The sequence below is a fragment of the Gracilimonas tropica DSM 19535 genome (genome assembly GCF_000375425.1).
Classification (GTDB): Bacteria; Bacteroidota; Rhodothermia; order Balneolales; family Balneolaceae; genus Gracilimonas; species Gracilimonas tropica.
Genome location: NZ_AQXG01000013.1, coordinates 60,956 through 68,267 on the forward strand (window position 1 = coordinate 60,956; position 7,312 = coordinate 68,267).

Genomic DNA, 7,312 nt, shown 5'->3' on the forward strand with positions numbered 1-7,312 from the left:
TTCAATTTAAGTTAACAGTAAAGGCATTACCCTCGTGGACAAGACGCACTGAATCCCGGTAAATTTTCTCTACTAAAATAGTATTAAAAGTATCTTTTTCTTCCACAAAAAATGTTTGTCCCCGCTGATCCCTCAATATAGCCATCCCCTCCATAACTCCATTCAGGGTTATATTTGGTTGCCTATATTCTTCTTCATTTGGCTCAGATGCCGGTTGCTCCTGCTTCGTCTTAAACCCGGCAGGAATGCTAAATGGATTACGATTCCCCCTTGAATAATTGTATCCATCAAATTCCGGTATCGAATATTCTTCATCGGTAATATTTGCATAAATCTGAGACTGCCCGGTCTCTTCTTCCCCCGACATCTCGGAAAAACTAAAAAAATTCCATCCCCATACTGTAATAACAACAGCAAATAGAACAATTTTTCCAAGTGTAGTTTCGAAGAACTTTTTCATTCTGGTTCCCCCAGCAACGTGACTTCAAGTTCCACCGCCCCTGAAATCAATTCATTCGACTCAGAGTTTGTTTCCAGCGCAATAGTTTTAGTAGTCACTAAATAGCTACCTTGTTCTAATTTATTTACGAATCTTGCTATGCCATGATAATTTCCTTCAACTTTAAGCCGTAGTTGCCGGGTCATATATTCATCTCCAACACTTTCAGAGACCGGTTGTATGCGTTTAATATCTATCACGGAGGATTCAGCATATTCAAAAAAGGTTTCTATCACTTTTGAAAACTCTTCCTGTTTCGCCAGATTGATAACCATTTGCTGCATCCCCGTATCTAAACGATTCTGACGTTCTTCTAAAATCGCAAGCCGCTCTTGCCAGTTACTCATAAAACTAATTTGCTCTTTTTGTTCGCCAAGCAAGGTTGCCTTTTTGTACACAACCGAGGCATAGGGAAGAAGCACAAATCCAAACAACACCAGGAACACTCCTGCCAATATCCCGGCAAGCCACCTCCACCTATATTTTATATTTTGTACCATCAGTAGGAAACCTCAACTCTGAGCTGAAATTGATTGACCTGGACTGGACCCAAGGATCTGGCATTAGAGATCTCTTCCGGAGAGGTTTTGCGACTGGATAAAAGCTCCACTTTCTTAACATGCTTATGGTCTTCCAAAGCTCCCATAAAATCGGCGATCATGGTTTCCCGAGGTGCTATTCCATATATTTGTGCCAAGTATTCCTTAGACTCCGTGTGCCTGATGCTCAACTCCTGTAGCCAAACTTCAGTTGGTATTTCATTGCTGACCAGCTCAAATAACCTGGCAGAGTTTCTTCTTTTATCTACTAAATTTCGTACCTGTTGATACGACAATGTTGCAAGATTTACCTGCTCAGTTTTATCATTTACCAGTTCAATCTTATCGGATAACTGATCCAAAACCTGATTGGTCTCTGTCAGATTTACATCTAAAAATCCTTCGATTGCAAAAAGAATGAGTAAAATCACAATCAGGGCTGGAAAAAGCAGCACGCCGGTACGATAGCATTCTTTTTTCTCTTCCCAATCTCTTCCTTTTTCTCTCTCTTCTTCCAGGGAGAAATTAAACCCGTCCAAATTTGGATACATTGATTTCAGTGCAATGCCACAGGCCAGGGCATATTCAGGATCTATTTTTTCAAGACCTAATTTTGCCTCAAGGGGGAAAATAGTCTTCACAGGGCGGCTGACTTGTTCATTTGATCCAGTGGTTCCAACAGGCTTTTCAACATATAGCGGAATGGCATACTGCCGCAGATCAAGGGATATTTCTTCGGTTTTTAAATAGGAGTCCGCCTCCTCTATCATAATGCTAAAATCTTCCTGTCCAATTTCTAAGACATTGGTTAGCAATCCGTTTTGATAATTGCAGAGCAGATTTTGACTATTTTCTACTATGGTAGCTGCTGGTCCTTTGGTAAACGATTCCTCATAAATTTGGGCATATCCCAATTCACTAATCCCCGTTGTTATAAGGACCGGGTGCAACTCATGAATTCCTATTATATTAATGTATCGGTCTGTTATTTCTTTATTGACCACTTGGAATATACACCGGCGATGGTCTTCATCCACTTCAACTACATGCGTTCCAACTTCTACTGAAGCCTCATATTGAGCGGCATATTCCTCTTTCCTGCCTTGTATCCATTTTTTGATTTCCTCAGATTCTTCAAAAAAGGGCATGTCCTCTACTTCAATACCCATTAAAATATCTTTGAAACTGCACGATAATTGATAAGCATCGGCTTGTATCTCTTCTTTTATTTCACCAAGATACTGTTCCAGCGCGGATGCACCACCCCGATTCATTTTTCCATGGCTCACATATGATATCTTGCTTCCAATATGATTTAACTCTACCCAACGAATCGAATCATTTCTAACATCCAGTGCTACAACAGTATGTTCAATGAAAGGAAACTTCATATATACTACTCATCTATACTCAAGTCCAATTTGTCCCGCAGCCGGTTCCAGCGCAAGTTGTCATCCCCATCTCCATAAAATACATGGGGAGTAATAAATATAACCAGCTCTGATTTATCCATACTGGTGTACTTATTCCTGAACAAGCGGCCCAGCAGAGGTATGTCACCCAAAATTGGAACTTTATTTAAATTTTCCACCTCAGATTCCTGGATTAAACCTCCAAGAATAATAGTCTCTCCATCTTTAAGACGCACTGTTGAATCAAGAACTCTGCTATTGATGGTTGGAGGCACTTCCGCACTAAGATTGCCAACCGGAGTATTAAATTCCGGATGAATTTCAGCCGTCACTTCTCCAGACGCACTTACCCAAGGAGTAATTTCTAATAAAACATTGGCTTCAATTTGTTCAAACCTTTCTGTTTCCTGGGTCACAATTTGGTTCGGAGACTGTAATGGTGTGGTAGATTTTAGTAAAAAATATTGTGTTGTTCCTATTTCAATACTGGCCGTGTGCCCGTTAAGAGTTGAAATTTGAGGCCGTGATTTAATATTCACCAAACCCTCCTGACTCAGCGCTTGTATTCTGAAATAGAAATCATTCGGCAAACGGCCAAGGTTTGCAATACCAAATAAATTACCACCTGGTGCCAGCACTTTATTTGCATCATCTCCATCACCTTGCATAACTAGTCCCCCAGATTGTCGGCCGTTTTGACCGGGCTGACCAAATAAAGCGCTAAATGGATTAAAATAACTGCTGTCCGGAGCACCTCCCAAGGCTAACGACGCTCCCAGTTCGTACATATCGGAAGTTTGAACGTCGACAACAAGCGCCTCAATCATTATTTGCGGGGTTGGAAAATCAATTTCATTAATAAAATTTTCCAACTCCAGGATAATGTCATTTGTCCCAATCACCATTAATCCATTTTGTTCTTTTATAACCTGTACTGTGGCATTTTGAATAATGCTTTCAGGGATTAACTCAATGACCACATCTGAGCGAATATGCTCCAGCCGTATAAGTTTTGTGGATGCAATTCCACTGGTAGCTTTGTCTCCTATGATATAGATATCTGCTTCTTTACGGTACGTAAAAGAAGTTCCTCTAAATATATAGTTGAGCGCATCGTCAATAGAAAGATTATTTATTTTAGCCGTTATAGTATTACCGGGAAGCCCATAAGTGATCATACTTGCCTCAGATTGGTAACCAATTTCTCTTATAATATCGGTAACATTGGCATTGACAACATCCATACTAACCAGTCCTTGGTCAACCGTTATCCAGAAGTTTTGGGTCATATCATCTTCACCAGAAGATGAAAACCCCATTCGATCGATGATAAAAACACCGTCTTTTTCTCTAAGTGAATAGCCATTATTGGATAAAATTGTACTTAGCCCAATCTCAAAGTCTATGCCTTGCAAATAACCTGATAAAACACCTCTCACTGAATTTCGCACAATAATATTTTCATCAGTCTCCAATGAAAGCCTACGGGCAAACTCACGAAGTTCAATTTCTTTGAGATCTAAATTTAATTGTCCATCCCGATACTGAATTACAGATTCCTCAACAACCGGTTTTGGTTCAGTAGGTTGAAACTCTCTTACCCTGAATATTTGACCGGTCTGCCTGAGGGTCAAATTGTATTCCTGACATATTTGTATCAATGCCTCAATCACAGTCAAATTGGATAATCTTAGTGTTACTTGCCGATTTATGCTATTATCTACAAGTATATTTATATCAAATTGTCGGCCAATACCCCTTAAAACATCTTTAACATCTGCGCCCCTTAAATTAAGATTTTCTGTGTTGGCAAAAGCTCCATCTGGTAAATTCTGAAAGTTTAATGAAACTTTGTTTGTATCTACAATGGACTTTAAGTACATAATAAAACTATTCTCTGAAGTAGTATCAGGAATAGCTTCTAATGAGTCAGTTTCTGCCTGACCAAAAATTGTACTACTGGATAGCACCCCGAAAAATAGAACAAACAATAAGTGTAACGTTTTTTTTCTCATAAAGACTAGTCTTGAGCATTTATTACTATGCTTTCAATAATTCTTGAATTACAATAGTTAAATTAAAGTACAGTTTCACGATAAATTTCTTCTACCGTTGTTACAGAATTTTTTACTTTTTCTATGCCTGCTTCTCTTAGAGTAGTCATTCCATTCTCCCTGGCAATTATCTTTAACTCTCCTGCATCAGCGTTTTGAAGTATTTTTTCAGTGATCGTATTGTCAAAAACAAGTAATTCAATAAGAGCTGTTCGGCCTTTAAATCCTGTGTGATTACATGCTTCGCATCCCTCACCTGTCCAATAAGTTCCATTTGCTTGCAATCCAATATCCTTTAGTATTTGGAGATCAGGTTTATATTCTGCCTTACAATTGCTGCATATTTTTCTCACCAATCTTTGTGCCATCACCATACGAATAGATGAAGCTAATAAAAACGGCTCAACTCCCATATCTACCAAACGGGAAACCGCCGAAGCAGCGTCATTTGTATGTAAAGTTGAAAACACCATATGACCGGTTAATGCAGAACGAATAGCTATTTCTGCAGTTTCTTTATCCCTGATTTCTCCCACCATAATAATATTAGGATCCTGTCTTAATATTGACCGCAATGCATGCGCGAAGGTTAAACCAATTTCTTCGTGGACTTGAGTCTGATTAATACCTTCCAAGTTATACTCTATAGGATCCTCGATAGTGGTAATATTTACTTCCTGGGTATTCAATTCGTTAAGAGCAGCATACAAAGTGGTGGTTTTTCCACTACCTGTTGGCCCGGTAACTAATACCATTCCATAGGGGTTATGGATCGCTTTTCTAAAGTCTTTGAGAATTTCTTCATCAAAGCCCAAAGATTCGAGTTTTAACTGAAGCTGGCTTTTGTCAAGGATTCTTAAGACAACTTTTTCACCATGCTGAGTAGGAAGTATCGAAATCCTGATATCAATTTCATTTCCATCTTTAGATCGAAACTTGATTCTACCATCCTGCGGTCTTCGCTTCTCTGCAATATCTAAATCAGCCATAACCTTTATACGAGAAACCATTGCGTCTTTCTGGTTGAATTGAAGTGAAGATACTTCCTGCAACACGCCATCTATACGGTATCTGAGTCGGTATTTTTTTTCATAGGGCTCAATATGAATATCACTTACCCCGGCTTTAATTGCCTCATGAAGAATACTCTCAACTTGCTTAATTACTGAACCGCGAAACTCTAAATCCATTTATTAAATTATTTGATCGTAAATAAACATAAAATTAAACTCGAATGAAACTAACTACTTTCATATCTAATAATCTTGTTTAAATTTTTCTTTATTACAATCGTTGATATCAGTGAATTGAAAATTATGAGTTCAAACTATCCATTTTTTCTTTCAATCTTTTGGAAGTTAAATGAGTGTATTTTTCAGTTACTTTTTGGCTGGAATGCCCGGCCATATAGCTTGCCTCGGCTGTATGAAAACCTTTCTCAATCCAGGTAGTCACGGCCTGGTGTCGCATTCCATGTAACGTACGAGAAGTTGGAATTCCAGCTTCCTTGCAATAGCGTTTAAACTCCCGATATACTCTCATCCCCCGAACCGGTTGATCTTTTGTATTTCCACCCGTGTAAATAAACACATAGTCACTGGGGCTTATCTTACCACGAATCTTTAAATAAGCATCCAGCTCCTTTCTTAATTCACTTATGATAGGAATTAATCGTTCTTTTCTGCCTTTGGTTGGTGGTAGTGAAATATAGCTCAACTCTCCATCTTCATAGATCAGATTTTCACCCTTCAATCCGGAGTAGGATAATTCTGGGTCAAATGCCGCTTCATGTTTTCGGAGTCCACCATAGAAGTACAAGGCTAAAATCGGCTTGAACCAATGCTGAACCAAATTAGGGTCAAATTCAGGCAAGTCTTTCTTTCTGGTTAATTCTTCATCAAATTTCTTGAAAAGAATTCCAAGTTCCTCCTCTGAAACCATTTTAGGCCGGGTATTTTCTCTAATCCGTGGGAGATCTTCTTTTAGCATAGGGAAATAATCTTTTTCCACAATGTTCTTTTTCAGCAGAAACTTCCACCAAGATCGAAAATGCCGGAAGTAGTAGTGCCTTGTAGCTGAAGTAATGCCCTTTTTAAAGATCACATTCTCAAAATGATAACTCAGCACATTGGTCGGGTGTACATCCGATAACTCATTTAATTCCACAAAATGATCTAAAGCTCGCTGGTAGGCTCCAATAGTTGCCGGAGATAGGTGGCTTTTTGATTTGTAGAATAATTCAACCGCTTCACAAACCGTATTGCAAAGAACAGTTTCTTTCTGCGTATTTCTTTGCAATTCTTTTTTAGGATCGAATCCATTTGCAAATGGATTGATCCTACCCAGTGATTCCAGCTTTTCCAGTTCCTTAAGCATTTTCTCGGCCACGTCTTTATGCCGGGTTCCTAAGGCTTTTCGAGTAGATTTCACTTTTCCGTCAACAGAAGTTCTCCAGTTGATCGAATAATATTTGCCGCGTTTTGTCAGAAATGCCATAGTAGTTTCCTCATTAATTTAGTTGAGAGTTAGAAGCGACTCTCATCCCAAAAAGCCTGAACTACTTTACTTTTTCATGTACACCAAGATGTACACCAAGAATGGGAAATTTAGGGAATGAATTGTACACTTTTGTTCCCTTCCATTCGCTTACAAAAGTAAGTAAATAGGCTTTTTTTTGACTATGGTGGGCAAATATTGGGTTTTTGAAGCCCTAATATCGTTAATTAAAAAAGCGGGATTTGCAGGTAATTGGATTGCGTTTTCTCGATTATGAGTCGACTGCTCTAACCAACTGAGCTACGGGCCCTT

Annotated in this window: 6 protein-coding genes; all 6 read right to left on the reverse strand. The window is 38.8% G+C overall.

Annotation, left to right across the window (positions count from 1 at the left end; translation table 11 throughout):
* Position 1: 1 nt before the first annotated feature.
* Entirely contained in the window at positions 2 to 460 is a 459-nt protein-coding gene (locus tag B151_RS0115190; RefSeq protein ID WP_020404507.1) for a hypothetical protein, read from the reverse strand.
* Entirely contained in the window at positions 457 to 999 is a 543-nt protein-coding gene (gene pilO / locus B151_RS0115195; protein ID WP_020404508.1) for a type 4a pilus biogenesis protein PilO, read from the reverse strand. The genes B151_RS0115190 and pilO overlap by 4 nt, the downstream gene beginning before the upstream one ends.
* Positions 999 to 2,429 carry a PilN domain-containing protein gene (locus tag B151_RS0115200; protein WP_020404509.1) on the reverse strand — a complete coding sequence of 477 codons (1,431 nt, stop codon included), beginning with the start codon at positions 2,427 to 2,429 and terminating at the stop codon, positions 999 to 1,001. The genes pilO and B151_RS0115200 overlap by 1 nt, the downstream gene beginning before the upstream one ends.
* A gap of 5 nt (positions 2,430 to 2,434) precedes the next feature.
* Positions 2,435 to 4,465, reverse strand: a complete 2,031-nt coding sequence (locus B151_RS0115205; RefSeq protein WP_026166696.1) for a secretin and TonB N-terminal domain-containing protein — start codon at positions 4,463 to 4,465, stop codon at positions 2,435 to 2,437.
* A gap of 62 nt (positions 4,466 to 4,527) precedes the next feature.
* On the reverse strand, positions 4,528 to 5,694 hold the full coding sequence (locus tag B151_RS18970) for a GspE/PulE family protein (RefSeq protein WP_020404511.1): 1,167 nt from the start codon (positions 5,692 to 5,694) through the stop codon (positions 4,528 to 4,530).
* 124 nt (positions 5,695 to 5,818) lie between these two features.
* Complete coding sequence (locus tag B151_RS0115215; RefSeq protein WP_020404512.1) at positions 5,819 to 7,000, reverse strand: tyrosine-type recombinase/integrase; 1,182 nt, start codon at positions 6,998 to 7,000, stop codon at positions 5,819 to 5,821.
* Between the last annotated feature and the right edge of the window lie 312 nt (positions 7,001 to 7,312).

Bases quoted from the DNA above. Each gene is read 5' to 3' on its own strand.
- B151_RS0115190 (WP_020404507.1), bottom strand. From the start codon at position 460: ATGAAAAAGTTCTTCGAAACTACACTTGGAAAAATTGTTCTATTTGCT.
- pilO (WP_020404508.1), bottom strand. From the start codon at position 999: ATGGTACAAAATATAAAATATAGGTGGAGGTGGCTTGCCGGGATATTG.
- B151_RS0115200 (WP_020404509.1), bottom strand. From the start codon at position 2,429: ATGAAGTTTCCTTTCATTGAACATACTGTTGTAGCACTGGATGTTAGA.
- B151_RS0115205 (WP_026166696.1), bottom strand. From the start codon at position 4,465: ATGAGAAAAAAAACGTTACACTTATTGTTTGTTCTATTTTTCGGGGTG.
- B151_RS18970 (WP_020404511.1), bottom strand. From the start codon at position 5,694: ATGGATTTAGAGTTTCGCGGTTCAGTAATTAAGCAAGTTGAGAGTATT.
- B151_RS0115215 (WP_020404512.1), bottom strand. From the start codon at position 7,000: ATGGCATTTCTGACAAAACGCGGCAAATATTATTCGATCAACTGGAGA.